Genomic DNA, 24,360 nt, shown 5'->3' with positions numbered 1-24,360 from the left:
CCTCCTGTCCGCCCTCGCGGTCGGGGGCGGGGCCCGTATGGTTCGAGTCCCGGGCTAGCATGGCGCGGCTCTACAGGGGCTGGATCTGTGCATAAGGCCCCTGCCGAGCATGGCTCGGCACTACATTTACAAAAAGACGGCGGCCCGGTGCATTCACACCGGGCCGCCGTCGGCAAACGTCTGCAGCAGGTGCAGGGCGGGCTGTCCCGCCTGTTTTTGCGCAAAACCGGCGTACCGGCCCTGCGCAGGTCGTGCTTATTCGGCCAGATTGCGACCGTGGAACAGCTCTTCGATCTCGCGGCGCAGCAGCGCTTCGATCTTCATGCGTTCCTTGAACGACAGGTTCTTGGCCTTCTCTTCGAACAGGTACTTGTCCAGGTCAAAGTCCTGCAGGTGCATCTTCGTATGGAAGATATTTTCCTGATAGACATTGACGTCGAACATCTCGTAACGCGACTTGATGTTCTTGGCCAGGAAGTTCTGGATCGAGTTGATCTTGTGATCGATGTAGTGCTTCTTGCCCTTGATGTCACGGGTGAAGCCACGCACGCGGTAGTCCATGATCACGATGTCTGATTCCAGACTCTCGATCAGGTAGTTCAGCGCCTTCAACGGCGAAATCACGCCACAGGTTGCCACGTCGATATCGGCGCGGAAGGTAGCAATACCCTCCTGCGGGTGCGTTTCCGGATAGGTGTGCACAGTGATGTGCGACTTGTCCATGTGCGCGACCACGGCGTCGGAGATCAACTCCTTGCCGGCCTGCTTCTTGTCGATCACCGGCTCCTCGGAAATGAGAATTGTGACCGAGGCACCCTGGGGGTCGTAATCCTGACGCGCAATGTTCAGGATGTTCGCACCGATGATTTCTGCCACATCGGTGAGGATCTGCGTGAGTCGATCGGCGTTGTATTCCTCGTCGATGTACTCGATATAACGCTGGCGCTCCTCTTCGGTACGCGCATAACAGACGTCATAAATGTTGAAGCTCAAGGCCTTGGTGAGGTTGTTGAATCCTTGCAACCTCAGGCGAGGCAACGGCTTGACCACGGCGGTCGATCCTGTAGATGGTGGGAAAGGCGGAAGTATGGGGCAAAGTGGGTCGCTGTGATACTTGAACCTTTATGCCCGTTTGCCCCTTATGCTCAGCGTCGTTAAGCTTGCCCATTAAGCAAGTTCATCCAAACTGTGAACGCCATCATGAGCCCAGGTAACGCCACCACCGCGTCAAACGTGCGTCTTGCCTCCAGCCCGCTGGCGCTGGACATTGCGACCATCGACCGCTTTCTGGCCCATAGCCACCGCCGCCGCTACCCGGCGCGGACCGATGTGTTCCGTCCGGGTGACCCTGCCGGGACCATGTACTACGTGATCAGCGGCTCGGTCAGCATCATTGCCGAGGAAGACGATGACCGTGAACTGGTACTGGGCTACTTCGGTGCCGGCGAGTTTGTCGGCGAGATGGGCCTGTTCATCGAGTCGGACAAGCGCGAAGTCATCCTGCGCACCCGCACCCCCTGCGAGCTGGCCGAGATCAGCTACGAGCGCCTCCACCAGCTGTTCCTGGGCCCGCTGTCGGTAGATGCGCCCAAGCTGCTGTACGCCATTGGCTCGCAGATCTCCCGGCGCCTGTTGCATACCAGCCGCAAGGCAAGCCGCCTGGCCTTCCTGGACGTGACCGACCGCATCATCCGCACCCTGCACGATCTGTCCAAGGAACCGGAGTCGATGAGCCACCCCCAGGGCACCCAGCTGCGCGTCTCCCGCCAGGAAATCGCCCGATTGGTCGGCTGTTCACGGGAAATGGCCGGCCGCGTGCTGAAGAAGCTGCAGGTCGACGGCCTGCTGCATGCCCGCGGCAAGACGGTGGTTCTTTACGGGACGCGGTAGCACCCGCTCAGCGGGTGTTACCCCCATGGTTTGCTTTGCAAACCATGGGCCCCAGCTCCCCGCCCACCAATTCCCCTCGCCTGTCGGCGCGCCCCCTTTACTAAAGGGGGCTCCCTGATCTGATTTACCTCGGGAAAGCCCTTTGCCTGCGCTCTGGCAGCCGGGAAGGCGGCGCACACCCGTGGCTCTTGGTGCATGGCCCGCTCAGCGGGTGCTACCCCCATGGTTTGCTTTGCAAACCATGGGCCCCAGCTCCCCGCCCCCCCCCAATTCCCCGCGCCTGTCGGCGCGCCCCCTTTACTAAAGGGGGCTCCCTGATCTGGTTTACCTCGGGAAAGCCCTTTGCCTGCGCTCTGGCAGCCCGGGAAAGCGGACATGCACCCGGGGTTCTTGGTGCGTTGGCGGCTACATCCCCAGCCCCGCCAATTGATGCGATCTTCGCCGGCTTCCTGCGGGCGTTACGCCGGCCAGGCGACATCGTTGAAGTGTGATGCCTGTCAGCGCCTAAAATCTCATTCAGCCTTGCGAATTGCTGGTTCTCGCAACGGCTCGATGCCGCGCACAGACTGTCATTCCGATCATTTCTGCACTCGGCCATTTCGCAGACATAGCCGCGAAATGATGGCAGTTCGGCGCTTATATCGGTCAGGATTCAACCCAAACCATTACTTACCGATGTAGCTTTCCTTGACCTGCCCTGCCCCTGCCCGCAGGCTTGGGGCATGGAATTTGGCAATGAATTTTACTGGTTCATCCTGATCGGCCTGGGCGCGCAGCTGGTGGATGGCGCGCTGGGCATGGCGTTCGGGCTTATCTCGTCCTCGGTGCTGCTGAGCATGGGGCTGCCACCCGCGGCGGTCAGCGCCAGCATCCATACCGCCGAGGTGTTCACCACCGGTGCCTCCGGGGTCTCGCACTTGGTAGCCGGCAATGTGGATAAGCGCCTGTTCTTTCGCCTGGCGATACCCGGCGCCATCGGCGGGGCCATCGGTGCCTATGTGCTGACCCAGCTGCCTGGCGATGTCGTACGCCCGTTCATCTACCTCTACCTGCTGGTATTGGCGATCTTCATCCTGGCCCGCGCGGCCGGTAGGTTCATGGCCAAGCAGGAAGTGAAGCGGGTGCCAGTACTGGGCTTCTTCGCCGGGTTGCTGGACGCCACCGGTGGCGGTGGCTGGGGGCCGGTGGCCACGTCCACCCTGCTGGCCCGTGGCGGCCAGGCGCGCACCACGATTGGCTCGGTCAACGCGGCCGAGTTCGTGGTCACCCTGTCGATCTCGGCGACCTTCCTGCTGTCGATGGGCCTGCAGCACCTGTCCATCGTTGCCGGCCTGCTGGTCGGCGGAATGATGGCCGCGCCGGTGGCGGCACTGCTGGTCAAGCGGGTCAAGGAGCGCTGGGTGCTGATCGCCGTCGGCGTGCTGGTGCTGTCGATCAGCCTGTTCCAGATTGGAATGGCGGTGGTGAAGCTGCGGGGGGCTTGAGGCGATGTTGCTTGTGAGAGCCCCTCTCCCGCCTGCGGGAGAGGGGTTGGGGTGAGGGCAGCTTTTGATCTAGCTTAGAACTCAAAAGCTCCATTCATCGACCCTGCCTTCGCGGGCACCAGCTATTCAAGGCGCAGATCAAAAGCCCCCTCATCCGCCCTTCGGGCACCTTCTCCCGTAAACGGGAGAAGGGATGTCGGCTTCGGCAGGCTCTGCTGGTGCGTCAAAAGCTCCCCTCATCCGCCCCCCGCCTTCGCGGGGGCAGGCTCTTCGGGCACCTTCTCCCGCAGGCGGGAGAAGGATGTCGGCCAGGCAGGCCTCGATGCCGGCTCCGCTTTGGATTACTTGGGCAGCGGCTTGCCGCCGCGCCCCGGGCAACCCCAGTTGAGGATCGGGGTACCGGCCGGCAATACCTTGCCGAAATACTCCACCCGCGAGTGCTTGGGGTTCACCACTACCGGGGCCTTGGCGGCTTTCAGCAGCGGCAGGTCGGCGGTGCTGTCCGAGTAGGCGATGGCGATATCACCGTAGCCACGCTCGCGCAGCATGCGCATCTTTTCTTCGTTGTGGCAGTGGCGGGTGGCGCCCATCGCGCCCAGTCGCGGACCCACCTCGCTGCCGATTACCGGCACACCCTGCTCTGCCACAAAGGCCAGAATCGCGCGGGCCAGCTCCGGCGGTGCGCCGGTGGCCACGATCACCCGGTCGCCAGCACGCCGGTGCGCGGCGAACACCTGCAAGGCATGCGGCAGCAGATGCTGGCGGATCTCGTCCTCGTGCTTGAGCACGTACTGGTCGATCACCTTGTTGAACTCACGCGCCTGGTGCAGGCCAAACGTCGCAATCCAGACATAGCCGGAAATACCAAATCGACGCGTCGGCAGCATCGCCACCAACGGCCCCAGCAGCGGCGTGGCAAGGATGGCCACCAGCAGCCGCAGCGGATTGCGCTTGATCAGCCAGGCGAACAGATGGCTGCCGGAATCGCCGTCGTACAGGGTGTGATCGAAGTCGAAGACGACCAGTTGCGCGTCGTCACGCGGGCTCGGGTAGGGATCAGTCATGCCGGGAAGAATAGCTGACGCAGGCCCTCGCCCGGCTCTTCGACGCGCATGAAGGTCTCACCGACCAGGAAGGCATTGACCCCGGCGTCGCGCATCAGCTTGACGTCGGCCGGGCCCATGATGCCGCTCTCGGTGACCAGCAAACGGTCGCGCGGCACCGCGTTGCGCATCTCCAACGTCGTGTCCAGCGAGACTTCGAAGGTGCGAAGGTTGCGGTTGTTGATGCCGACCAGCGGTACCGGCACCTGGATGGCGCGCTCCAGCTCATCGATGTCGTGCACTTCGACCAGCACGTCCATGCCCAGCTGCATCGCCAGGTCGGACAACTCGGCCAGCTGGCGGTCGTCCAGCGCCGAGACGATCAGCAGGATGCAGTCGGCACCGAGCACGCGTGCTTCGTAGACCTGGTAGGGGTCGATGACGAAGTCCTTGCGCAGCACCGGCAACGTGCAGGCCTCGCGGGCCTGGCGCAGGTACAGATCGGCGCCCTGGAAGAAGTCCACGTCGGTCAGCACCGACAGGCAGCTGGCGCCGCCCAGCTCGTAGCTCACCGCGATGTCGGCCGGGTGGAAATCCGGGCGGATCACGCCCTTGGACGGACTGGCCTTCTTGACCTCGGCAATCACCGCCGGGTCGCCATTGGCGATGGCCGCGTTCAGCGCATTGGCAAAGCCGCGCACCGGCGAGGCATCGGCCAGGCGCGCCTTCAACTCGGCCAGCGGCACGTTGACGCTGCGCTCGGCTACCTCCTGCACTTTGCGGGCGAGGATGGTGTTGAGGATGTCGCTCATGGATCTGCTTCCTGGAAGACGGGCGTTGCTGACGCGGTTGATTGGGGGATTATCAGGGATTGCCGGCCAGCACGCGGCTGGCCTCGACGTACTGCTGCATGCGCGCGCGGGCGCTGCCATCGGCAATCACCGCGCGGGCACGGGCCAGGCCATCGGCGATGCTGTCGGCCACACCGGCCACATACAGCGCGGCGCCGGCGTTGAGGGCGACGATATCGTTGGCCGGGCCCGGCTGGTTGTCCAGCACCGCGCGCAGCATGGCGATGGACTCTTCCGGGTTTTCCACCTTGAGGTTGCGGCTGGCCGACATGGCGATGCCGAAATCTTCCGGATGAATCTCATACTCGCGCACCTTGCCGTCACGCAGCTCGCCAACCAGGGTGCCGGCGCCGAGCGAGATCTCGTCCATGTTGTCGCGGCCCCACACCACCAGCGCACGCTCCGCGCCCAACTCGCGCAGCACGCGTGCCTGGATACCGACCAGGTCGGGGTGGAACACGCCCATCAGGATATTGGTGGCACCAACCGGATTGGTCAGCGGGCCGAGGATGTTGAAGATGGTGCGCACGCCCATCTCGCGGCGTACCGGCGCGACTACCTTCATTGCCGGGTGGTGCATGGGCGCGAACATGAAGCCGATGCCGGTCTGCTCGATGGCTTGTGCGACCTGCTCGGGCTGCAGCTCGATCACCGCACCCAGCGCTTCCACCGCGTCCGCGCTGCCAGACTTGGACGACACACTGCGGTTGCCGTGCTTGGCGACCTTGGCGCCGGCTGCGGCGACCACGAACATCGAACAGGTGGAGATGTTGAAGGTATGCGAGCCATCGCCACCGGTGCCGACGATGTCGACCAGATGGGTCTTGTCAGCAACCTGCACCGGGCGCGCGAACTCGCGCATCACCGTGGCGGCACCGGCGATCTCGCCAACGGTTTCCTTCTTCACGCGCAGGCCGGTGAGGATGGCCGAGGTCATGGTCGGCGAAATTTCGCCACGCATGATCTGCCGCATCAGATCGACCATCTCGTCGAAGAAGATCTCGCGGTGTTCGATGGTGCGTTGCAGGGCTTCCTGCGCGGTGATGGTCATGACAACTCCAGAAATCAGGAAATAACGATGCAGTCGCTTTGGTTGTGGATGCCGGCGTGTGCGCCACGGCGCAACTGCACGTGCAGGCCGCCGATGGGACCCACCGGCAGGCAGCTGTCCACTTCCAGCAGGGCATCGCGGTGCGGCTTGATCCACTGCGCCTCAGCCTGCGCCAGCGCCTTGCGCTTGGCTTCGACTGCATCGGCAGCAACCACCAGCAGATAACGATGTGCTTCGCCGAATTCGCCTTCGACATAACCGCCGAGGTTGACGAAGTACAGCGTCGGCGCGTCGGCCGCAGGCGCGTCATCGCAGATGCGCACCTGCCAGTCCTGGACGCCATCGACCGTCATCCACGAATCCAGGTGCAAGCCTGCAGCCTCGCCAAACCATTGCTGGCGCAGCTGCGGATAGGTCTGTTCGATAGTCGGACCAACCGCGAACACCACGTCATGCACTTCGGTATTGGCACGCGCATGGCGCCCACCGAGCATCACCACGAACAGGCGAAAATCTTCCAGGCTCACGGCGTCGGCCTCGCGGTAAGTGCCAGACGCAGGCCGAAGCCAATGAACAGCACGCCGGCCAGCTTGTCCAGCCACTGCATGCCACGCGCAGCCCAGCGGCTGCTGCGCACGCGATCCGCTGCCAGCACGTAAGCGGCATTTACCGGCAGCGCGTTGACCATGAAGATCAGCCCCAACAGTGCGAATGCCAGCGGCTTGTTCTGCACCGACGGCGCGATGAACTGCGGCAGGAAGGCCAGGAAGAACAGCACCACCTTCGGGTTCAGCACATTGGTCAGGAAGCCACCGGCGAATACCTGCCACCACGAACCAGCGCTGCCACTGCTGGCGGCAATATCCGCCTGCAAGGTCGACTCACCGGTATTGCGCAGCAGGCGCACGCCCACCCACAACAAATAGGCCGCACCGATCCACTTGATCACCGTGAACAAGGTAGCCGAGGTCGCCAGCAGCATGCCCAGGCCCAGCGAAGCCAGCGCCACATGCACCAGGCAACCGGCGCTGATGCCGGCGATCGCGGCGAATCCTGCACGACGTCCACCGCGCAACGAGCGGCTGATGATGTACAGCACATCCGGGCCCGGCGTCAGGTTGAGCAACCAGCCGGCCAGCATGAACAGCAGCAACTGGCTCGGCTCGATCAACATGTGCGGTCCAGGAAGTTCTTCATCAGCGCGTGGCCGTGCTGGGTGAGGATGGACTCTGGATGGAACTGCACGCCCTCGACCGGATACTCGCGGTGACGCAGGCCCATGATCTCTTCCATCGAACCGTCCGGGTTCTCGGTCCAGGCGGTGATTTCCAGCGCCGCTGGCAAGGTGTTCTTGTCCACCACCAGCGAGTGGTAGCGGGTGGCCTCGTAGCGGTCCGGCAGGCCGGCGAACACGCCCTTGCCTTCATGGCGGATCGGCGAGACCTTGCCATGCATGATGTTGCTTGCGCGGATCACGTCGCCGCCATACACCTGACCGATGGCCTGATGGCCCAGGCACACACCGAACAGCGGAATGGTCGGGCCTAGCTGGCGGATCACCTCCAGCGACACCCCGGCTTCGTTCGGCGTCTTCGGGCCGGGCGATACCACGATGTGCGAAGGCTGCAGCGCGGCGATTTCGGCGACGCTCATCGCGTCATTGCGCACCACCTTTACTTCGGCACCCAGCATCTGCAGGTATTGCACGAGGTTGAAGGTGAAGCTGTCGTAGTTGTCGATCATCAACAGCATGGTCAGGAACTCATTGGGCGATCAGGAAGATCGCGTAGACGTTTTCGGAAAGCGTGATGCTTCCGGCTTCGAGCGACTCGGCCAAAGCACGCTCCAAGGATTGTGGTGCTGAAGTTTCAATATCGACCGGGACGGCTGGCGGGGCCGGTAGTTGTGGCCCATTCACGACATTTGGCCAGCTACCCGCCTGGATGCCATAAGCAAAACTCGGGGCGACTTCCGAAATCGTGTATATGTCTCCCAAGCGTACGCCGTAGGCGTCGGCCAAATGCTTGGCTGTTCCACGCGTCTGCTCGGCAGCTGCAGCCTTGAGCTCGGCACGCACCTTTGCTTCACCACTGAATGCCGTGGTGATACCGGATACGAGAACTTCTTCGCTGGGCCTTGTTTCCGCTAGAAGCTGGCGCAGATCATCCAGAGAGCCGAACTTCGCTGACAATCTCCTGGACACGCGCGTGCCTTTGAAGACTCGCTTGCCTCCATCGACGCCGTACTCCGGCACGATGTTAAGCGATGAAGCTTCAACGCTTCCCTGCAGCGCATGATGCCTTCTGAATGCGGACAGTATCTGCGCAGCATTGTCTTCAGCACGTTTTCGCGCGATTCCCGGGCTACTGTCAATCGAACTCAACGCAACACTGATTCCAAACTGATCAGGTGATACCTCCCGCTTGGCCTGCCCCTTCACCAACAGGTGAGGCTGGGAAGGAAGCCCATTTACCTGTGCCAAAGCTGTAGTGGGAACTGCAAACATGAGCAGCGCCAAGAATCGCCAGATCAGAATTTTCATCGAAACAATTCCTTTGTTTTGGAGGTCCAAACGTCAATGACCCATCAGTCTGTAGTGCGTTACTAAAGGCAGGGACGCGATCACAAGCCCTTCGCTGCCTGCGCCACCGCGCGGAACAGCGCGCGGCCCTTGTTCATGGTTTCCTGCCATTCGGCATCGGGATCGGAGTCGTAGACCACGCCGCCGCCGGCCTGCACGTACAGGTAACCGTCCTGGATCACCGCGGTGCGGATGGCGATGGCGGTATCAGCATCGCCATTCCAGCCGATATAGCCGACCGCGCCGGAATAGACATTGCGCTTGACCGGTTCCAGCTCGCGGATGATCTCCAGCGCACGGATCTTCGGCGCACCGCTGACGGTGCCGGCCGGGAAGGTCGCGCGCATCACATCGCTATAGCTCAGCCCAGCCTTCAAGGTGCCAGTGACTTCGCTGACGATATGCATGACGTGGCTGTAGCGCTCGATCACGAACTGCTCGCCCACCTTGACCGTGCCCGGTTCAGCGACGCGGCCCACGTCATTGCGGCCGAGGTCGATCAGCATCACATGCTCGGCACGCTCCTTGGGGTCGGCCAACAGCTCGACTTCCAAAGCCTTGTCCAGCTCCGGCGTGGCACCGCGCGGACGGGTGCCGGCGATCGGGCGCACGGTGACGATGCCATCGCGCAGACGCGCCAGGATTTCCGGCGAGGAGCCAACCACCTGGGTGCCGCCAACATCGATGAAATACATGTACGGCGATGGGTTCAACGCGCGCAGCGCGCGGTACACGTCGATCGGTCGCGCACGGAACGGAACGCGCAGGCGCTGGCTCGGGACTACTTGGAAAATATCCCCGGCACGCACGTAATCCTGCGCCTTGCGTACCACTGCGTGGTATTCCTCGCGGGTGAACGAGGACTGGAAATCCTGCTCGTCGATGGCATCGGAGACCTGCGACTGCGGGTAACCGGCACCGCCCTGACGCAGCCGGTGTGCCAGCTCATCGAGGCGACGGTTCGCGCGCGCCCAGGCCTGCGGCTGCGCCGGATCAGCGTGCACGATCAGGTACAGGCGGCCCTTGAGGTTGTCGAACACCGCCAGCTCTTCGGACAGCATCAGCAGGATGTCGGGCGTGCCGAGTTCGTCAGGCTTGTCGCCCGCGCCCAGGTGCGGCTCGATGTACTGGATGCACTCGAAGCCGAACCAGCCGACCAGACCGCCGGTGAAGCCCGGCAGGCCTTCCAGCTGCGGCACCGAGTACTGCTTGCGCAGCACTTCGACCTCGGCCAGCGGATCGGCTACTTCGCGGCGCTCGACGACTTCGCCCAGCTCGCTGACTTCCAGCGTATGGCCGCGGAAGCTGTAGATGCGGCGTGCGGGCATGCCGATGATGGAATAGCGCCCGAAGCGTTCGCCGCCTTCGACCGATTCAAACAGGTAGGTATACGGGCCGTCGGCTAGCTTCAGATAGACCGAAAGCGGCGTGTCCAGGTCGGACAGCACTTCGCGGACGACGGGTACGAAATTATGCGAGTGTGCGCTGTGGCCTTCAGCGGCCAGCTGCTGGAACTGCTCTTGCGTGATCAAGACGGCTTTCCTTCCGGGAATCGACGATGGCGGTACGGACGACGGCAACGGGCCACCATCGCCACCAGCGGCGAGCGGAAGAAAGGGAACGCTTGGTCGTCAAAATGGGCACCGGGCAACTTTACCGCATGTCGGCGCCGATTGTGCGGTTGCAGCGCAGCGGATTTGCTTGCAGTGGCAACCGTGTGCAGCGTCCAGGCGCTGGAATGGCCTAAACCGTGGCTGTTCAGTTTTCCACGGCAGGCAGCAGCACGCGCACCCGCAAACCGGGGCCGCAGTCATCCAGGGTGACACTGCCACGGTGCCGGTGCACCACCGCCCGCACCAGGCTCAATCCCAGGCCAGTACCGGGGGTGCCGCGGTCGGCCTGCAGGCGCTCGAAGCGATCAAACACCCGCTGCCGCTCCTGAGCCGGGATACCCGGCCCCTGGTCGTCGACCTGCAGCAAGGCCAGCCCCTGTTCCCGGCCTACCGTGACGGTTATGGCGGTGCCGGCCGGTGCGTACTTGATGGCGTTGTCCAGCAGATTGATCAGCAACTGGAACAGTTGATCCGCATCGCCGGGAACAGCGACCGGCACAAGCTGCGGCACGATATGCAGACCGCACTCGGCGGCTATTGGCGCATACAACTCGATGGCATCGGTCGCCAGCGCCTGCAGGTCGAGCAACTGCGCACCCTCGCCCTGCGGCGGCGCCTGCGCTTCGATACGCGCCAGCCGCAGCAAGGCCGCAAACGACTGCAACAAGGTATCGGTTTCGGTCAGACCCGCATCCAACTCGGCCAAGGCCTGCGGCGAAGCTGCGATCGCTGGCGTGGCGCGCATCGTCTCCAGGCGTCCGCGCAAACGGCTCAATGGCGTACGCAGATCATGGGCGATGTGGTCGGTGGCGTGACGCACGCCATCCAGCAGTTCCTGGATGCGATCGAGCATGCCGTTGAAACGCAAGGCGACCCGATCAAACGCATCGCCGCTGCCGTCGCTATGCGCGCGCAGTTCCATCTCGCCATTGGCAACCCGCTCGGCGGTGCGGTCCAGACTGGCCAGGCGACGCGCAACCCAGCGCGATGTCCAGCGCCCGACAATCGCGCCCATCAACGCTGCGACCAGCAATGCGGCCAAGGCCGAATGCAGGATGAGCCGAAGAAAGCCATCCTCCGAGCGCATGCGCAGGCCGGTGATCAGGTAGCCACCGTTATCCAACTGCTGCTGGTAGGCCACCACCCGCGGGTCATCGTCAGCCTCCTCGTCAACAAACTCCAGCCAACGCTGCTGCGGCTTCCAACCAGGTACCGCCTGCAAGGAACCGGCGACCACGCTGCCATCGGCAGCCAGCAGCATGTACAGCGCGTCCGGATCCTCGGGCATGTCGATGCGCGTTTGTATCTCTTCACGCAGACGGTCGTAACCGGCGTGACGATAGATATCGCGCAGGCCGGCACCGTCGGCACGCACGAGTTCGTGCGCGTCGCGCTCCAGCAAGGTGGAAACCGCCAGATAGATGCCGGTACCCAGCAGCATGCACGCCAGCAGAAACGCTACCGATACCGACAGTGCCAGCCGTGAAGTGGTGGAACGCAGCAGGCGCATCAGTTGCCCAGCCGGTAGCCGGCGCCACGCACGGTATGCAGCAAGGGAATGGAATGACCATGATCGATCTTCTGCCGCAGGCGACTGATATGCACATCGATCACATTGGTCTGTGGATCGAAGTGATAGTCCCACACCGCCTCCAGCAGCATGGTCCGCGTCACCACCCGGCCACTCTGCCGCATCAGGTATTCCAGCAGACGGAATTCGCGCGGCAACAGTTCAATGCTGCGGCCAGCGCGGCTGGCGCTGCGCTTGAGCAGGTCCAGCTCCATGTCTTCCACCCGCAGGCGGGTGGCTTCGGCCGCCGCCGCGGCATTGCCGCCACGGCGCAGCAGGCTTTCCAGACGCGCACTGAACTCGGAATAGGCGAAGGGCTTGACCAGGTAGTCATCGGCACCAGCGCGCAGGCCTTCGACCCGATGCTCCACCTCACCCAGGGCGGTCAGCATCAATACCGGCACCGTGTTGCCGGCACCGCGCAGGGTGCGCAGCACGGTCATGCCATCAATCACCGGCAGCATGCGGTCCAGCACGATCACCGCATAGGCCTCGGTGGTGGCCATGAACAAGCCCTGCCGGCCATCGGCCACGCTGTCCACGGCGTGCCCCTCTTCCTTCAGCCCCTTGACCAGGAAGCTGGCGATCTGCGCATCGTCCTCGACCACCAGTATCCGCATACCCACACTCCGTCCGAACTGTTCCGAGAATAGCGCGGTGCATGCATGCGAGCTGCATGCATTGCCTTCGATCAGGGCTTGCGCGGTCGCGGCGAGGTGGCCGCGTCCACCAGCGGACGCCTCGACGGCAGCGACCAGCGCTCACATCGGCCGAGCGCGCTGCGCTTGAGGCAACGACGGACGACCTGGGTTTCCTTGGCGGCTGCGGCGGGATGCGGCGGCGATACCGCCCCCACTGAAGTGGACAACGGCGGAGTCGGCAACGGCGCCGCCGCCAGCAGACCCACCGCGCACAACGCGCCGACCAACAAAATGGCAAGGATCATCTTCACGACACACCCCCGACATGCTGGATCCTGAGCACTACCCGCCGACGGAGCGCTCCTGCCAGGCGCGCACAGGAAAAGGCCCCGTCATTGACGGGGCCTTTTCACTAAAGCGACGCCCCGGAATGTTGACCGGCACGTCCAGCCGCGATCAGCGGCTGCCGGCGCCAGTTGCGGCCGGTGCAGCTACGGCCTGCTTCGCAGCACTGTGGTGATGCTTCTTGCCGTGGTGCTTCTTGGCGGCGTGATGGGCAGCCGGCTGTGTGCTGCTGGCCATTGCGTGGGCGGGAGCAGGAGCAGCGGCCGGAGCGGTGGTCTGGGCGGCGAACGCGGCGCCTGCGCCGAGCGACAGGCCAACGGCCAGGAGAATGGCGGAGATCTTCATGAGAGTGGTCCTTGAGCTGGCTGTAACGACGATGACGAGGATTCTGGATGGCGTTGTGTTTCGCCATCGGGGTCAGATTGCGCCCGCCCGCCTATCCTGGAGATGGCCGCTGCATGAACTCTTTGTAATGTTGCCGACGATGCCCCTGCGGCAAACAGGAGTGCCACCAGCGTCGGCTGGTGGCGGCCCGTCATGAAGTCGTCATTGTCGATCCGGAGAATGAAAGTCCATAGCAAGGACGACGGATGGAGGCAGGATCAGCCTCCGATGATTCCCCGGCCGCAACGGCAACGTTGCGGCTTTTTTTTGCTTCACCTGTAGAGCCGAGCCATGCTCGGCTGGGGCTTTACTGGTAGGGCCTCTGCCGAGCATGGCTCGGCACTACAGTTCAGCCGCCTTTGGCGAATTTCTGCAGCGCTTCGCCTTGCAGGCGATACACGGTCCATTCGTCCTGCGCTGTTGCACCGGCAGCTTTGTAGAACTCGATCGCCGGCGTATTCCAATCCAGCACCGACCATTCGAAGCGACCGCAGCCCTGCTCCACCGCCAGCCTGGCGATGTGCTGCAGCAAGGCCTTGCCTGCACCGCTGCCACGCGCTTCCGGACTTACGTACAGGTCTTCCAGGTAGATGCCGTTGCGGCCCAGCCAAGTCGAATAGTTGTAGAAAAATACCGCGTAACCAATCGCCTGACCATCGCGTTCGCAGATCAAGGCCTGCGCCTTGGCATCGGCGGAAAACAGGCTGGCGCGAATGCCAGCCTCGTCGGTCTGCACCGATGACTCGGCCTTCTCGTAAATGGCCAGCTCGCGGATGAAGTGCAGGATCAGGCCTGCGTCATCGGCAACCGCCGGACGAATCTGCACTTCAGCCGTGCGCATCACTCAGCCTCGCGCCGCAGCGACATTGCCACGCATTTTGCTGATCATCTCAGCGTAGTTGGGCGCATTGAAAATGGCCGAACCGGCAACGAAGGCATCGGCACCGGCAGCAGCAATCTCACCGATGTTGTCGGCCTTGACGCCGCCGTCCACTTCCAGCATCACCGGCTTGCCGAGCTTGTCGATCATTGCCCGCACTGCACGCAGCTTGTCCAACGTCGAGGGAATGAAGGCCTGGCCTCCGAAGCCCGGGTTGACCGACATCAGCAGCACCAGGTCCAGGTCTTCCAGCACCCAGTCCAGCACTTCGACCGGCGTCGCCGGGTTCAGCACCAGGCCGGCCTTGCAGCCATGCGACTTGATCAGCTGGATGGTGCGGTGCACGTGGCGGCTGGCTTCCGGGTGGAAGCTGATGATGCTGGCGCCAGCCTCGGCGAAGTCCGGCACGATGCGGTCGACCGGCTCGACCATCAGGTGTACGTCGATCGGCGCGGTGACACCGTGCTTGCGCAGTGCCTGGCAGACCATCGGGCCGATGGTCAGGTTGGGCACGTAGTGGTTGTCCATCACGTCGAAGTGGACCCAGTCGGCGCCAGCGGCCAACACGTTGTCGACCTCCTCGCCGAGCTTGGCGAAATTGGCCGAGAGAATGGACGGGGCAATGATGCAGTTGGACATGGCAGGACCTTCAGCGTTTACGCAGGGATTTGATGCGGTCGTAGGCGGCGTTGATCTGCCGGGCCTTCTTATCGGCCTGGGCACGCAGCTCGGGGGCGGCGCCGGCCACTTTGTCGGGGTGGTACTGGGACATCAGGCGGCGGTAGGCCAGGTCGATCTCGGCGTCGGTGGCATCACGGGTGACCCCCAGTTCGCGGTACGGCAGGTCCTTGCCCAGCTTGAACCAGTCGTTGTCGAAGGCATGCCCCAGCAACAGGCCAATTATCCCGCCAAACAAGGGGTTGGGCCTGAAAAGCAGGGCCCCGGCGATGAAGCCGAACAGTTTTCCGTACCAGCGCATGGGTGGGTGAATGGCCTGTGGACAATCAAGACGTGCATTTTATGCCACAGCGGCCCGATCCGGCCGTACACTAGGCCGCCCGCCGACCAGCCGCGGGCCCAGCGGGTCCTCCAGACCCGGGTCCTCCAAGCCGGCGGCATTCATTGCCAAGTCCCAGGAGTGCCCGTGCCGACCACGCTGTTGCAATCCGATCTTCCCGGCCTGCCCTTGCGCCATCGCGGCAAGGTGCGTGATGTGTTTGATATCCCGCGCGAACGTCTGCCAGCCGGAACACCCCCGGGCGAATACCTGTTGATGGTCGCCACCGATCGCCTGTCGGCGTTCGACGTGGTGCTGCCCGACCCGATCCCGGGCAAGGGCGAGATGCTCTGCCAGGTGTCCAACTTCTGGTTCGCCAAGACCGCGCACCTGATGCCCAACCACCTGACCGGCATCGACGTGGCCAGCGTGCTGCCCGAAGGCGTGGACCCGGCTCTGTACGCCAAGCGTGCGGTGGTGACCAAGAAGCTCAAGCCGGTGCCGGTGGAAGCCATTGCCCGCGGCTACGTGATCGGCAGCGGCTGGAAGGACTACCAGCGCACCGGCAAGATCAGCGGCATCGCCCTGCCCGATGGCCTGCAGCAGGCTGAAAAGCTGCCCGAAGCCATCTTCACCCCGTCCACCAAGGCGGCGGTGGGCGACCACGATGAGAACATCGACTTCGACGCGATGGTCAAGGCGGTAGGCGCGGACATGGCCGAGAAGGTCCGCGATGCCACCCTGCGCATCTACCAGTTCGCCGCCGAGTACGCGGCCGAGCGCGGCATCCTGCTGGCCGACACCAAGTTCGAGTTTGGTACCGACGCCGATGGCCGTCTGTACATCATGGACGAGATGCTGACCCCGGATTCCTCGCGTTACTGGCCGGCCGACGAGTACCAGGTGGGCATCAGCCCGCCCAGCTACGACAAGCAGTTCGTACGCGACTACCTGGAAACGCTGGACTGGGACAAGACCGCCCCGGGCCCGGCGCTGCCGGCCGAGGTGATCGAACGTACCCGCGCCAAGTACGCCGAAGCGCTGGACAAGCTGGCCGGCATCAGCGTCGACTGATCCTGCTGTGCCCGTCACGGATGCGCACGTCCACCGTGCGCATCCGTAGGGAAGCCGCGCTATGCTCTGCCAGTCAACCCGGGAGGGAGCTGGAATGAGTATTGCGCGTCCTGTGGATCGTTACTTCGCCAGCTACTCTGGCGATCACGTCAACCACACCAATCAGGCCATCCACGTGTTCGCGGTGCCCGCGATCCTGTGGTCGGTGATTGCCATGCTGTGGTGCATTCCACCGCTGGTGCCGTGGTTCCAGCATGGCATCTGGGCGGCATTCGCCATGTTTGGCACCTGGGCCTATTACAACCGCCTGTCGCGGCCGCTGGGCATCGGCATGCTGATCATTTTCTTCGTGTTCGGCTGCATCTGCCGGCTACTGGAAGACCGGCTCGGCATCCAGATGCTGCTGTACATCGCCATCGGCGTATTCGTAGTGGCGTGGATTGCGCAGTTCATCGGCCACAAGATCGAAGGCCGCCGCCCCAGCTTCCTCACCGATCTGACCTATCTGCTGATCGGCCCGATCTGGGTGCTGTCCAAGCTGTTCCGGCAGTTCGGCTGGCATTACTGAGCGCAGCGGATACATCCGCTGCCTTCCCTGCTTTTACCGCGCGCCACGCATGAACACGCATCCCTGCCAACAGGCTATGCCTGCGCCGCAGTTTCCGGCGGCGCACTGAACATCGCCGCCTCGGTGACGAATGCACGCGGCGCGTAGCCGAAATCACGCCGCGCCGGCTCGATATCGAATGCCAAAGGTTCGGTCATCCGCGCCAATGCCGCTGCATTCATGCCTTGCAGGCGACCACCAGCATGGGCCAGCCGCAAAGCCAGTTTGAACAACGGCACAGGCACGCGCAGCAGGCGTGGCCGCGCAGGCAAGCAAGCCAGCATCCGTCGCACCATCTCGGCATAGCCCAGCACTTCACCACCACCCAAGGCATAGGCCTGACCTGCAGTGGCTGGGCGCGTCAGCACCTGCATCGCCGCATCGGCCAGATCCTGCACATGCACCGGTTGGCGCAGGCCATTGGCATTGGCCGGCAACGCAAAGAAGCCGGTGCGGGTGGCCAGGGCCGCGATCTTGGTGAGGGTCTTGTCGCTGGCGGCGCCGTAAACCAGGGTTGGCCGCAGCACGGTCGCAGACACCTTCCGCGCCGCAGCGCTGTCGAACAACACACGCTCGGCTTCGCGCAGGCGGCGCGCGACATCGCGCTCGGCCGGTTCGGACGAATCCTGTTTCACATCCACGCTGGTCGAGCCAAACGCGACCACCCGCGGTGCATCGATGCTCGATGCTGCATACCAGCGCGCGAAGTGGTCCAGCGGACCACAGCTAAAAACCGCATCCATTGGCTGGTCCGCCAGGTGGGTGCTGGACAGATCGCCGAGCTGCCACGCCACCCCGGGCATGGGCTCACGCTGCTTCCGCGTCACTGCTGTTACCTGCCAGCCCGCCGCAACCAGGTTCGCCAACAGACGCTCGCCGATCTGACCACTGCCACCAAATACCAGCGCGCGGTTACCGCCCGCTGCACTGCGAATGTCGTTCTCCATGTGTAGAAGGATAGGCGAAGCACCCAGATTCCGCAGTCGCCACCGGGATTGAGCGCCGCTTTGTGGGAATTGCGGGAGCGGCGGTTGCGGGAGCGGCGTAAGCGGCGAAGCTGATGTTGCTGAAGCCCTTGGCATCTTGTGCCATCTGATGATGTGCCCGCTTCGCGGCTCACGCCGTTCCCACAAACTGCCAGGCTGCTGCACCGCACCGGAAGGGGCCCAGGCAACCCGCCACGACACGCCGCCTTCACGTTTTCCGCCCGCAGCCATTGGCAGCACTGGCTCGAGCGATCTAACCCGAACGGATCATTCAGAAAAAGTCGCGGATCGAAAAAATCGCCTGTTAGACTGCAAAACCCCTTTCTGAACCGCGCCCTACATGACGCCAGTCCTGTTGCTGCTGCTTGCGCTGCCCTTTCTGCTGGCAGCGGCCATCGCCCTGATAGGCCGCCTGTCACGTGGCGCAGCCGCATGCCTGGCAGCCGCTGCGCCAGTACTGGGCCTGGCCCTGCTCGGCAGCGTCAGCCCGGCCGTACTCGACGGCGAGATCGTCCGCAACAGCTGGCAATGGCTGCCGCAGATCGGCCTGGACTTCAGCCTGCGTCTGGACGGGCTGGCCTGGATGTTCACCGGGCTGGTGCTCGGCATCGGCGCCTTGGTGGTGCTGTATGCGCACTACTACCTGTCAGCCAAGGACAGCGCGCGGCGCTTCTACAGCTACCTGCTGCTGTTCATGGGCGCGATGCTGGGCATGGTGCTGGCCGGCAACCTGTTGCTGCTGATGGTGTTCTGGGAGCTGACCAGCATCAGCTCGTTCCTGCTGATCGGCTTCTGGTCGCACCGCAAGGACGCCCGCGAGGGCGCACGCATGGCCTTGATCGTCACCGGCGGCGGCGGTCTGGCGCTGCTGGCCGGCGTGCTGCTGATCGGCCGCATCGTCGGCAGCTTCGACCTGGACGTGGTGCTGGCCTCGGGCGATCTGATCCGCGCCAGCGCCTTGTATCCGTGGGCACTGCTGCTGGTGCTGGCCGGCATCTTCACCAAGAGCGCCCAGTTCCCGTTCCATTTCTGGCTACCGCAGGCGATGGCCGCGCCGACTCCGGTGTCGGCTTACCTGCACTCGGCGACGATGGTGAAGGCTGGCGTGTTCCTGCTCGCGCGCCTGCATCCGGCGCTGGCCGGCACCGAGCTGTTCTTCTACGTGGTCAGCGGCATTGGTGCGCTGACCCTGCTGATCGGCGCCTGGAATGCGATCTTCCAGCACGATCTCAAAGGCCTGCTGGCCTATTCGACGATCTCGCACCTGGGCCTGATCACCCTGCTGTTCGGGCTGTCCACACCGATGGCAGTGGTGGCCGGCGTGTTCCACATCCTCAACCACGCCACCTTCAAGGCCTCGCTGTTCATGGCCGCCGGCATCATTGACCACGAAACCGGCACCCGCGACATGCGCCGGCTCGGTGGCCTGCGCAAGCTGATGCCGATCACCAGTGCGCTGGCCATCGTCGCCTCGCTGGCCATGGCCGGCATCCCACTGCTCAATGGCTTCCTGTCCAAGGAAATGCTGTTCGCCGAGGCGCTGACCACACAGGGCCCGGACTGGATGCGGCGGGCGATGAGCGCTGCCGCCCTGCTGGCTGGTATTTTCGGCGTGGCCTACAGCCTGCGCTTCGTCCACGACACCTTCTTCGGCAAGGGCCCGGTCGACATCGATGTGGTGCCGCATGAGCCGCCGCGCTGGATGAAGGTGCCGGTGGAAGTGCTGGTGGTGATCTGCCTGGCCGTCGGTATCGCTCCGGCGCTGACCATCGCACCAGTGCTGCACACCGCCGCGGCGTCCATCCTCGGTACCGCCATGCCTGAATACAGCTTGTCGGTCTGGCATGGCTTCAACCTGCCGCTGGCGATGAGCGCGATTGGCGTGATCGGCGGTGTCGCGCTGTACTTCGGCCTGCGTCGCTTCACCGACCTGTATGCCGCGCGTAACCGCCCGACCGGCAAGCATCTGTTCCATCGTGGCCTGGACGTTTTGTTCGGCTTCGCCCACCGCGTCACCACCGCGCTTGCAAATGGCAGCCTGCAGCGCATGCTGTTTGCGCTGGTGCTGGTGGCGGTGATCGTTGCCGCCGCACCTTACATCGCCAATCCGGTGATGCCGCTGTGGCCGGCCCCGCAGTCCATGCCCTTGCTGGGCTGGACGCTGTGGCTGGTGATGCTGGCCTGCGCGTTTGCCGGGCTGTTCCTGTACCAGCAGCGTCTGCTGGCGGTGATCGTGATGGGCGGCACCGGCTTGATGGTGGCGCTGACCTTCGTATTCCTTTCCGCCCCGGATCTAGCCCTGACCCAGCTGATGGTGGAAATGGTGACGCTGGCACTGATGCTGCTGGGCATGAACTATCTGCCGACGCAGTCACCGCCGGAGCACTCGCGCTGGCGCAAGCGCCGTGATGCGCTGCTTGCCATCGTTGCCGGTGGCGGCATCGCCGCACTGGCCTACTCGCTGATGACGCTGCCGCCCAACACCATGTCCGGCGAGATGCTGCTGCGCTCGCTGCCCGAGGCCTACGGCCACAACGTGGTCAACGTGATCCTGGTCGACTTCCGCGGCTTCGATACCTTCGGCGAGATCACCGTGTTCGGCATCGCCGCGCTGGTGGTACACGCGATGTTGCGACACTCACGGATGGCACCGGAGCAGATCATGCCGGGCCCGCCGATCAAGCTGCCGGTGCCGGCCGATCTGGCCCAGATCATGTTCCCGCTGACCCTCACGGTATCTATCTTCCTGTTCCTGCGCGGCCACAACGCGCCCGGCGGCGGCTTCATCGCCGGTCTGGTGCTGGCGGTGCCGCTGCTGATCCAGTACGTGATCCAGGGCACCGTCTCGGTGGAATCGCGCTTCGGCTTCGACTACATCCGCTGCATCGGCCTGGGCCTGTTGATCGCCCTGCTCAGCGGCGTGGCTTCGATGCTGTTCGGTGTGCCGTTCCTGACCAGTGGTCACCTTGATCTGGAGCTGCCGTTGATCGGCACGGTGCCGCTGGCCAGTGCGATTGGCTTTGATACCGGCGTCTACCTGGTGGTGTTTGGCGGGGTGATGCTGATCCTGTCGATGATGGGCACCATCAAGCCCTCGCGCACCCGTAGTGCCCGCAACGGCGAAATCGATATCCACCGCCGTTCGGCACGCACCGGGGAGATGCACTGATGGAACTGGCACTGGCAAGCGCCATCGGCGTACTGGCCGGCATCGGCATCTACCTGCTGCTGCGCGCACGCAGCTTCGACGTGATCCTGGGCATGACCTTCCTGTCCTACGCCACCAACCTGCTGATCTTCAGCGCGGGCCGGCCGGTGATCGGCAAGGCACCGGTACTCAAGGACGGCGTGGCCACCACCCTGACCCACTACACCGACCCGCTGCCGCAGGCGCTGGTACTGACCGCCATCGTGATTGCGTTTGCGATGACCGCAGTCAGCATCGTGCTGGCGATGCGCAGCCGCAGCGACAACCACAGCGACCACGTGGATGCACACGAGCCCGAACTGCCGGCTGAGCAAGCGGCCAAGTCGGGGGGCGGCGCATGAATCATCTGGTGATCCTGCCGATCCTGATTCCGCTGCTCGGCGCCGCACTGTCCTTGTTCATCGAACACCGCCGCTACGGCCCCAAGGTGCAGCGCACGGTGGCCTGGGCGAGCATGGCCGCTCTGGCCGCGGCGGTGGCATTACTGTTCGCACAGACCAGCCAGGGTCAGATCTCGGCCTACCTGCTCGGTGACTGGCCGGCCCGCCTGGGTATCGCCCTGGTTGCCGATGGCCTGGCGGGTTGGATGCTGCTCACCACCCTGCTGCTGGCCATCGCCTGCCTGTTGTACGCCTGCACCGGCTGGGACCGGCGCGCGCCGCACTTCCACGCGCTGTTCCAGTTCCAGCTGGTCGGCCTCAATGGTGCCTTCCTGACCGGCGATATCTTCAATCTGTTTGTGTTCTTCGAGGTGATGCTGATCGCCTCCTACGGCCTGCTGCTGTCTGGTGGACGTGGCCTGCGCATGCGCATCGGCCTGCATTACGTGGTGTTCAACGTCACCGCCTCGACCCTGTTCCTGATCGCGCTGGGCATGCTCTACGCCACCCTGGGTTCCTTGAACATGGCCGAGATCGGCCAGCGCATCGCCGAGCTGCCGCCCTCGCACCTGAGCCTGGCCAAGGCCGCTCTGGGCTTGCTGCTGCTGGTGTTCTGCTCCAAGGCGGCGCTGCTGCCGATGTATCTGTGGCTGCCTGAGTCCTATGCACGCGCACCGGCCGCGGTGGCGGCGCTGTTCGTGATCATGACCAAGGTTGGCCTGTACTCGGTGCTGCGGGTGACCTCGCTGTGGTTCGATGCCGATGCCGGCGCGATGAGCGGCTACGGCAGCGACTGGCTGCTATGGGCCGGTATCGCCACGCTGGTGGTTGGCGCGCTGGGTGCGCTGGCGGCCACACGCATGAGCGTGCTGGTTGCCTATCTGGTTGTCGTATCAGCTGCGACCTTGTTCATCGCCTTCGCCCTCGGCAGTGCCGGCACCATCTCCGCCGGCCTCTACTACCTGCCGCACAGCACCTTCGCAGCGGCCGCGCTGTTCCTGATCGCCGACCTGATGCGGCGCCGTCGCGTGCAGGCCGACCGTCGCCGCGAACACGAACTCAGCGCCGTGCTGCCGAGCCGGACCGTGCCGGGGCTGTTGTTCCTGATTGGTGCCGTGGCCGTGGCCGGCCTGCCGCCGCTGGCCGGCTTCCTGGCCAAGGCCGCACTGCTCTCGGCGGTGCCGGATGCACACACCGCCGTGGTCTGGAGCGCGGTGCTGGGCAGCAGCCTGCTGGTGATCATGGGCCTGGCACGCACCGGCATTCGCCTGTTCTGGCGTGTGCCCGGCGATGATGATGCCGCTACCCCAGACCCCGAACCGGTGGACGCGCCAGCACGGCCGTTCGAAACCGCCGCCACCTGCCTGTTGCTGGGCTATGTGGTGCTGATGAGCATTTTCGCCGCACCGCTGATGAGCCAGACCGATGCCATTGCCGCGCAGTTGCTGGCACCGGACCAATACCTGCATGACGTACGCGGCACCACGCCGCAGGTGAGGCAGCCATGAGCGAACGTCGCCCCCTGCTGCGGCGGGTTTTCCCCTCACCCGCCCTGTCGATCACCGTGGTCGCCTTCTGGATGGTGATGTCCGACAGTTTCGACCTTGGCCAATTGCTGCTGGGCATGCTGCTGGGCGTGGTTATCCCCTTGTTCGCCGCCCGCCTGGACCGTGAGTTCGCCCGCCTGGGCTCGCTGCGACCCATTCCCAAGCTGCTGGCAGTAGTGCTGTGGGACATCCTGGTCTCCAACCTGCGCGTGGCCGCGCAGGTGCTCGGACCTGAGCACAAGCTCAAGCCCGGCTTCATCTGGGTGCCACTGGATATTGCCAACATCCACGGCATCGCCGCACTGACCAGCTTCATCACCCTGACCCCGGGCACGGTGTCGGCGGCATTGTCCGAGGACCGCCGCCACCTGCTGGTGCATGTGCTGCACCTTGAGGATGCCAACGCCCTGATCAACGAGATCAAGAGCCGCTACGAAGCGCCGCTGATGGAGATCTTCCCGTGAACGGTTATCAGATATTCGAAACCACGCTGATCGTGTGCATGCACGTGGTCGGCATCGCCATGCTGTTGGGACTGTGGCGGCTGCTGCGCGGACCGACCGTGCCGGACCGCATTCTGGCGCTGGACACCTTGTCGGTCACCGCCATCGCCGAGCTGATGCTGTTCGGCATGTACCTGGACTCGGCCATCTACTTCGAGGCCGCACTGATCATCGCCATGCTCGGCTTCTGCAGCACGGTGGTGCTGAGCAAATTCGTGCTGCGCAGGGATATCGTCGAATGATCACCTTTCTGCAGATCGCGCTGTCGGCACTGCTGGCCTTTGGCTGCTTCTTCATCCTGGTCGGCGCACTCGGCCTGGTGCGTTTCTCCGATTTCTTCAAGCGCCTGCACGCACCAACCAAGGCCAGCACGCTGGGCGTGGGCTGCGTGCTGGTGTGCTCGGTGGCGTACCACATCTTCCTCGGCCAGGACCCGCAGCCGCGCGAGCTGCTGATCACCGTATTCCTGTTCATCACCGCCCCGATCAGCGCCCACCTGATGGCCAAGGCGGCACTGTCGCTGATGATGGAAAGCCGACCGGAACCGCCAAAAGACGATACATCGCCGTAACAACGGCTCCACCTGTAGTGGGGGGGGGGGGGGGGGGGGGGGGGGGGGGGGGGGGCGGCCCGGCGCGCCCCGGGCGGGGGGGGGGGGGGGGGGGGGGGGGCGGGGGGGGGGGGGTGGGCGGCGGGGGGGCGCGCGGGCGGGGGGGGGGGGGTGG

At 64.1% G+C, this 24,360-nt stretch carries 27 protein-coding genes; 10 read left to right on the top strand and 17 right to left on the bottom strand.

Annotated features, from left to right (window positions below; all coding sequences use genetic code 11):
- Positions 1–255 precede the first annotated feature (255 nt).
- The gene (gene speD, locus ACVOLL_RS19140; RefSeq protein ID WP_481514339.1) at positions 256–1,050 is read right to left on the bottom strand and encodes an adenosylmethionine decarboxylase; all 795 of its coding nucleotides are present in this window, start codon (positions 1,048–1,050) and stop codon (positions 256–258) included.
- Between the two features lie 150 nt (positions 1,051–1,200).
- Here speD and crp point away from each other — a divergent pair, with 150 nt between their 5' ends.
- Positions 1,201–1,890, top strand: a complete 690-nt coding sequence (gene crp / locus ACVOLL_RS19135) for a cAMP-activated global transcriptional regulator CRP (RefSeq protein ID WP_481514338.1) — start codon at positions 1,201–1,203, stop codon at positions 1,888–1,890.
- Between the two features lie 722 nt (positions 1,891–2,612).
- Positions 2,613–3,374 (top strand): sulfite exporter TauE/SafE family protein, encoded by a 762-nt coding sequence (locus ACVOLL_RS19130; protein ID WP_481514337.1) that lies wholly within the window; start codon positions 2,613–2,615, stop codon positions 3,372–3,374.
- Positions 3,375–3,715: 341 nt separating this feature from the next.
- On the opposite strand, the gene ACVOLL_RS19125 is transcribed toward ACVOLL_RS19130, so the two are convergent.
- The 15 genes from ACVOLL_RS19125 to ACVOLL_RS19055 form a co-directional block, all read right to left on the bottom strand.
- On the bottom strand, positions 3,716–4,438 hold the full coding sequence (locus tag ACVOLL_RS19125; protein ID WP_481514336.1) for a haloacid dehalogenase-like hydrolase: 723 nt from the start codon (positions 4,436–4,438) through the stop codon (positions 3,716–3,718).
- Positions 4,435–5,229, bottom strand: coding sequence for an indole-3-glycerol phosphate synthase TrpC (trpC, locus tag ACVOLL_RS19120; RefSeq protein ID WP_481514335.1), 795 nt, complete (start codon positions 5,227–5,229; stop codon positions 4,435–4,437). The genes ACVOLL_RS19125 and trpC overlap by 4 nt, the downstream gene beginning before the upstream one ends.
- Before the next feature lie 52 nt (positions 5,230–5,281).
- Positions 5,282–6,319, bottom strand: a complete 1,038-nt coding sequence (trpD, locus tag ACVOLL_RS19115; protein WP_481514334.1) for an anthranilate phosphoribosyltransferase — start codon at positions 6,317–6,319, stop codon at positions 5,282–5,284.
- A 14-nt stretch (positions 6,320–6,333) separates the two neighbouring features.
- Entirely contained in the window at positions 6,334–6,846 is a 513-nt protein-coding gene (locus tag ACVOLL_RS19110) for a DUF1543 domain-containing protein (RefSeq protein WP_481514333.1), read from the bottom strand.
- Positions 6,843–7,493 (bottom strand): LysE family translocator, encoded by a 651-nt coding sequence (locus ACVOLL_RS19105; RefSeq protein ID WP_481514332.1) that lies wholly within the window; start codon positions 7,491–7,493, stop codon positions 6,843–6,845. The genes ACVOLL_RS19110 and ACVOLL_RS19105 overlap by 4 nt, the downstream gene beginning before the upstream one ends.
- Positions 7,487–8,071: an anthranilate synthase component II gene (locus tag ACVOLL_RS19100; protein ID WP_481514331.1), complete on the bottom strand. Its 585-nt coding sequence runs from the start codon at positions 8,069–8,071 to the stop codon at positions 7,487–7,489. Before ACVOLL_RS19100 ends, ACVOLL_RS19105 begins: the two co-directional genes overlap by 7 nt.
- 10 nt (positions 8,072–8,081) lie before the next feature.
- The gene (locus tag ACVOLL_RS19095; RefSeq protein WP_481514330.1) at positions 8,082–8,861 is read right to left on the bottom strand and encodes an SIMPL domain-containing protein; all 780 of its coding nucleotides are present in this window, start codon (positions 8,859–8,861) and stop codon (positions 8,082–8,084) included.
- 80 nt (positions 8,862–8,941) lie between these two features.
- Positions 8,942–10,432, bottom strand: a complete 1,491-nt coding sequence (gene trpE, locus ACVOLL_RS19090) for an anthranilate synthase component I (RefSeq protein WP_481514329.1) — start codon at positions 10,430–10,432, stop codon at positions 8,942–8,944.
- A 226-nt stretch (positions 10,433–10,658) separates the two neighbouring features.
- Positions 10,659–12,023, bottom strand: coding sequence for a sensor histidine kinase (locus ACVOLL_RS19085; protein WP_481514328.1), 1,365 nt, complete (start codon positions 12,021–12,023; stop codon positions 10,659–10,661).
- Positions 12,023–12,703: a response regulator transcription factor gene (locus ACVOLL_RS19080; protein ID WP_481514327.1), complete on the bottom strand. Its 681-nt coding sequence runs from the start codon at positions 12,701–12,703 to the stop codon at positions 12,023–12,025. The genes ACVOLL_RS19085 and ACVOLL_RS19080 overlap by 1 nt, the downstream gene beginning before the upstream one ends.
- A 71-nt stretch (positions 12,704–12,774) precedes the next feature.
- A complete protein-coding gene (locus ACVOLL_RS19075) occupies positions 12,775–13,035 on the bottom strand; it encodes a hypothetical protein (protein WP_481514326.1) in 261 nt (86 codons plus the stop codon).
- 145 nt (positions 13,036–13,180) lie between these two features.
- Positions 13,181–13,414, bottom strand: coding sequence for a hypothetical protein (locus tag ACVOLL_RS19070; protein ID WP_481514325.1), 234 nt, complete (start codon positions 13,412–13,414; stop codon positions 13,181–13,183).
- Positions 13,415–13,802: 388 nt separating this feature from the next.
- Positions 13,803–14,294 carry an N-acetyltransferase family protein gene (locus tag ACVOLL_RS19065; RefSeq protein ID WP_481514324.1) on the bottom strand — a complete coding sequence of 164 codons (492 nt, stop codon included), beginning with the start codon at positions 14,292–14,294 and terminating at the stop codon, positions 13,803–13,805.
- A gap of 3 nt (positions 14,295–14,297) precedes the next feature.
- Positions 14,298–14,972: a ribulose-phosphate 3-epimerase gene (rpe, locus tag ACVOLL_RS19060; RefSeq protein WP_481514323.1), complete on the bottom strand. Its 675-nt coding sequence runs from the start codon at positions 14,970–14,972 to the stop codon at positions 14,298–14,300.
- A 10-nt stretch (positions 14,973–14,982) separates the two neighbouring features.
- On the bottom strand, positions 14,983–15,312 hold the full coding sequence (locus tag ACVOLL_RS19055; protein ID WP_481514322.1) for a J domain-containing protein: 330 nt from the start codon (positions 15,310–15,312) through the stop codon (positions 14,983–14,985).
- A 165-nt stretch (positions 15,313–15,477) separates the two neighbouring features.
- Between ACVOLL_RS19055 and ACVOLL_RS19050 the strand changes: the two genes are divergently transcribed.
- Together ACVOLL_RS19050 and ACVOLL_RS19045 are read left to right on the top strand one after the other, a co-directional pair.
- A complete protein-coding gene (locus ACVOLL_RS19050; RefSeq protein ID WP_481510113.1) occupies positions 15,478–16,404 on the top strand; it encodes a phosphoribosylaminoimidazolesuccinocarboxamide synthase in 927 nt (308 codons plus the stop codon).
- A gap of 94 nt (positions 16,405–16,498) precedes the next feature.
- Positions 16,499–16,972, top strand: a complete 474-nt coding sequence (locus ACVOLL_RS19045; protein ID WP_481510112.1) for an Mpo1 family 2-hydroxy fatty acid dioxygenase — start codon at positions 16,499–16,501, stop codon at positions 16,970–16,972.
- 74 nt (positions 16,973–17,046) lie between these two features.
- On the opposite strand, the gene ACVOLL_RS19040 is transcribed toward ACVOLL_RS19045, so the two are convergent.
- Positions 17,047–17,958, bottom strand: coding sequence for an NAD-dependent epimerase/dehydratase family protein (locus ACVOLL_RS19040; protein WP_481514321.1), 912 nt, complete (start codon positions 17,956–17,958; stop codon positions 17,047–17,049).
- Between the two features lie 379 nt (positions 17,959–18,337).
- Here ACVOLL_RS19040 and ACVOLL_RS19035 point away from each other — a divergent pair, with 379 nt between their 5' ends.
- Genes ACVOLL_RS19035 through ACVOLL_RS19010 form a run of 6 tightly spaced genes read left to right on the top strand, consistent with a single transcriptional unit; the run spans position 18,338 to position 24,206 of the window.
- Positions 18,338–21,166 carry a monovalent cation/H+ antiporter subunit A gene (locus tag ACVOLL_RS19035; protein WP_481514320.1) on the top strand — a complete coding sequence of 943 codons (2,829 nt, stop codon included), beginning with the start codon at positions 18,338–18,340 and terminating at the stop codon, positions 21,164–21,166.
- Positions 21,166–21,546, top strand: coding sequence for a Na+/H+ antiporter subunit C (locus ACVOLL_RS19030; RefSeq protein WP_481514319.1), 381 nt, complete (start codon positions 21,166–21,168; stop codon positions 21,544–21,546). The genes ACVOLL_RS19035 and ACVOLL_RS19030 overlap by 1 nt, the downstream gene beginning before the upstream one ends.
- Positions 21,543–23,093: a monovalent cation/H+ antiporter subunit D gene (locus ACVOLL_RS19025; protein ID WP_481514318.1), complete on the top strand. Its 1,551-nt coding sequence runs from the start codon at positions 21,543–21,545 to the stop codon at positions 23,091–23,093. The genes ACVOLL_RS19030 and ACVOLL_RS19025 overlap by 4 nt, the downstream gene beginning before the upstream one ends.
- Positions 23,090–23,596: a Na+/H+ antiporter subunit E gene (locus ACVOLL_RS19020; protein ID WP_481514317.1), complete on the top strand. Its 507-nt coding sequence runs from the start codon at positions 23,090–23,092 to the stop codon at positions 23,594–23,596. Before ACVOLL_RS19025 ends, ACVOLL_RS19020 begins: the two co-directional genes overlap by 4 nt.
- Positions 23,597–23,634: 38 nt before the next feature.
- Positions 23,635–23,877 carry a K+/H+ antiporter subunit F gene (locus tag ACVOLL_RS19015; protein WP_231732514.1) on the top strand — a complete coding sequence of 81 codons (243 nt, stop codon included), beginning with the start codon at positions 23,635–23,637 and terminating at the stop codon, positions 23,875–23,877.
- Entirely contained in the window at positions 23,874–24,206 is a 333-nt protein-coding gene (locus ACVOLL_RS19010; RefSeq protein WP_481514316.1) for a Na+/H+ antiporter subunit G, read from the top strand. Before ACVOLL_RS19015 ends, ACVOLL_RS19010 begins: the two co-directional genes overlap by 4 nt.
- The last annotated feature ends 154 nt before the right edge of the window (positions 24,207–24,360 follow it).

It is taken from the genome of Stenotrophomonas sp. STEN035, from assembly GCF_056759935.1.
The sequence above is the reverse complement of the archived record's forward strand: the minus strand, read 5'-3'. Positions and strand labels throughout refer to the sequence as shown.

Bases quoted from the DNA above. Each gene is read 5' to 3' on its own strand.
- crp (WP_481514338.1), top strand. From the start codon at position 1,201: ATGAGCCCAGGTAACGCCACCACCGCGTCAAACGTGCGTCTTGCCTCC.
- ACVOLL_RS19130 (WP_481514337.1), top strand. From the start codon at position 2,613: ATGGAATTTGGCAATGAATTTTACTGGTTCATCCTGATCGGCCTGGGC.
- ACVOLL_RS19125 (WP_481514336.1), bottom strand. From the start codon at position 4,438: ATGACTGATCCCTACCCGAGCCCGCGTGACGACGCGCAACTGGTCGTC.
- trpC (WP_481514335.1), bottom strand. From the start codon at position 5,229: ATGAGCGACATCCTCAACACCATCCTCGCCCGCAAAGTGCAGGAGGTA.
- trpD (WP_481514334.1), bottom strand. From the start codon at position 6,319: ATGACCATCACCGCGCAGGAAGCCCTGCAACGCACCATCGAACACCGC.
- ACVOLL_RS19105 (WP_481514332.1), bottom strand. From the start codon at position 7,493: ATGTTGATCGAGCCGAGCCAGTTGCTGCTGTTCATGCTGGCCGGCTGG.
- ACVOLL_RS19100 (WP_481514331.1), bottom strand. From the start codon at position 8,071: ATGCTGTTGATGATCGACAACTACGACAGCTTCACCTTCAACCTCGTG.
- ACVOLL_RS19095 (WP_481514330.1), bottom strand. From the start codon at position 8,861: ATGAAAATTCTGATCTGGCGATTCTTGGCGCTGCTCATGTTTGCAGTT.
- ACVOLL_RS19085 (WP_481514328.1), bottom strand. From the start codon at position 12,023: ATGCGCCTGCTGCGTTCCACCACTTCACGGCTGGCACTGTCGGTATCG.
- ACVOLL_RS19080 (WP_481514327.1), bottom strand. From the start codon at position 12,703: ATGCGGATACTGGTGGTCGAGGACGATGCGCAGATCGCCAGCTTCCTG.
- ACVOLL_RS19070 (WP_481514325.1), bottom strand. From the start codon at position 13,414: ATGAAGATCTCCGCCATTCTCCTGGCCGTTGGCCTGTCGCTCGGCGCA.
- ACVOLL_RS19065 (WP_481514324.1), bottom strand. From the start codon at position 14,294: ATGCGCACGGCTGAAGTGCAGATTCGTCCGGCGGTTGCCGATGACGCA.
- rpe (WP_481514323.1), bottom strand. From the start codon at position 14,972: ATGTCCAACTGCATCATTGCCCCGTCCATTCTCTCGGCCAATTTCGCC.
- ACVOLL_RS19055 (WP_481514322.1), bottom strand. From the start codon at position 15,312: ATGCGCTGGTACGGAAAACTGTTCGGCTTCATCGCCGGGGCCCTGCTT.
- ACVOLL_RS19045 (WP_481510112.1), top strand. From the start codon at position 16,499: ATGAGTATTGCGCGTCCTGTGGATCGTTACTTCGCCAGCTACTCTGGC.
- ACVOLL_RS19040 (WP_481514321.1), bottom strand. From the start codon at position 17,958: ATGGAGAACGACATTCGCAGTGCAGCGGGCGGTAACCGCGCGCTGGTA.
- ACVOLL_RS19035 (WP_481514320.1), top strand. From the start codon at position 18,338: ATGACGCCAGTCCTGTTGCTGCTGCTTGCGCTGCCCTTTCTGCTGGCA.
- ACVOLL_RS19030 (WP_481514319.1), top strand. From the start codon at position 21,166: ATGGAACTGGCACTGGCAAGCGCCATCGGCGTACTGGCCGGCATCGGC.
- ACVOLL_RS19025 (WP_481514318.1), top strand. From the start codon at position 21,543: ATGAATCATCTGGTGATCCTGCCGATCCTGATTCCGCTGCTCGGCGCC.
- ACVOLL_RS19020 (WP_481514317.1), top strand. From the start codon at position 23,090: ATGAGCGAACGTCGCCCCCTGCTGCGGCGGGTTTTCCCCTCACCCGCC.
- ACVOLL_RS19015 (WP_231732514.1), top strand. From the start codon at position 23,635: ATGCACGTGGTCGGCATCGCCATGCTGTTGGGACTGTGGCGGCTGCTG.
- ACVOLL_RS19010 (WP_481514316.1), top strand. From the start codon at position 23,874: ATGATCACCTTTCTGCAGATCGCGCTGTCGGCACTGCTGGCCTTTGGC.